3 protein-coding genes are annotated in these 1754 nt (G+C 38.6%); all 3 read right to left on the bottom strand.

The genetic code is table 11. The annotated features are described in order from the left end of the window. On the bottom strand, window positions 1-248 hold a 248-nt coding region (locus tag ACYVRH_RS12410), incomplete at its 3' end, for a hypothetical protein (protein WP_461257214.1). Window positions 249-479: 231 nt separating this feature from the next. Beyond that, complete coding sequence (locus ACYVRH_RS12405) at window positions 480-1061, bottom strand: hypothetical protein (RefSeq protein ID WP_461257213.1); 582 nt, start codon at window positions 1059-1061, stop codon at window positions 480-482. A gap of 479 nt (window positions 1062-1540) precedes the next feature. Next, the coding region (locus ACYVRH_RS12400) for a hypothetical protein (protein WP_461257212.1) at window positions 1541-1754 on the bottom strand (214 nt) is incomplete at its 5' end.

Below are 1754 nucleotides of genomic sequence, written 5' to 3'. Positions count from 1 at the left end.
AAAGCGAATACAGGTATTACGTTACCTTGAAAATGACATACCATTTTTTCTTTGCTATCAAAACATTCTTGGATTAAAAATGTACCTATCTCTTCTGTTTTTAGTGTCGTTTCCAGAGCTTTATCGAAATTATCATAAGCTCCTATTACATTCTGATTTTGTACTACCAAAAATTTATGACCATACTTCCGGTACAGTTTGCTCATGTTGTCGAGGAAATAATTAAAATCCAAACTTTGTTGATCCATAATATTAATTATCGCAAGTTTTGAAGATTAAATCAACATTAAAATAGTCTTAATTGGAAATGCTACTGCGAACCCGCTAAAAAAATGTCTGACCACTTGAAAGTGGTCAGATGCCAATAAGCATTTTATCAGTATGACCAGCCCACATATATGGTGAACAATACAAGACAGGGTATGCTATGAAAAAGTTGTAACAGGTACCTTTGAGTTTACTGGCGCTCCGCACCGCCGCTATACAAGCGCCCTGGCTTTTTCCAATATCTCAGCGCGCTTTTCCTGAGCTTCAGAAAGCGCCTTATTCTGCGCGGCACATATAGTTTTATATTTTTCATTTTCCGTTTTCCAATATTCATAAGCTGCTTCCCAAGTTTTAAGACTTGAGGAAAACAATATTCTCCGTCTTATACCGCTAATTCCAAGCCATAAAAAAAGAGCGGTAAACAAAAGAATAATAAAAGATTCACCTTTTCCGCTCGAAATATAGTAAACTGTTGAAACCAAGCAAATAACACCAAAAATGAAACTAATCACAGACAGGATACCGCCAATAATACTGGGCTTATCTGGTTTCGATTCAATGTCTTTAGGGGGTCTGGCGTAAAAGTCAGGCAGCGGGGCGTAATACTGCTCTTCAAGCGCTTTAAGCTCGGCGTAGTTTTTTCTTTCCGGATCACGCTCAAAAGTCAGCTTGATAAAGTCAACCCCCCTTGTAGTTTTGTAATGTTCAGTTCCATTGCTGTCTTGCCCTGTGAACCTCTGTACATCCTGGGTTTTTACCCTTTGGTTATTTTTGAGTTCCCATCCAAAAGACATCCACAACTGGATGGTACTTTCCTAACTCTTTGGGTTGATCTCAATGCTCTTAATGTCTTTCATTGCCATAGTAAAAATCTCCTTTGCGGTGTTATTGCCGCCGTCGGCATATTAAAACTTCCATACGGAATTTTTTTTAAAAATAATCCGCCGCAAATGCCAGCACATATTGCACTGTCGTAAAGCGCACTTTTCTTTCCCCAATTTGTTGATATATGAAAAAGCCTTATTAAAAGGCGTTTTTCCGAGGATAGTGAGAAAATTGTGTTGAAAAAGCGATGTTTGTTTGTTTGCTATTACACGTGGGGGGGGGTATATATTAACATTTGATGTTTTTGTGTCGGGAATTTAGTGTTAATAGCGACTTTTTGTCTCATTGAGAGTATTTTATCTTTTTTTGAGGAAGTTTGTCAATAAGGAATTTGGGGGAAATGCCTTTTTTAAAAGTGCGAATTGCTATCACGGCGATATAATTCTTATTACCGCTTGAAGATGTATGCCGAATAAAATCCTTGAGTACAGGCGGGTAGGCTGCGCATGCTGTAAAAACATCTTTCGGAGTTCTCCGCCGGAGAGACTTTGTAATAAAACAAAGAAAATTCAGAGAAAAAACGTCCGGCGACAAACCCTAGATAAAGCTTTCTAACTACGCTATCTAGTCGCCGGAAAGGCTCGTAGGCGGTTTCCTCCGAA

Source organism: Treponema sp. R80B11-R83G3 (assembly GCF_054786115.1).
This window is presented reverse-complemented; position numbering and strand designations above follow the sequence as displayed.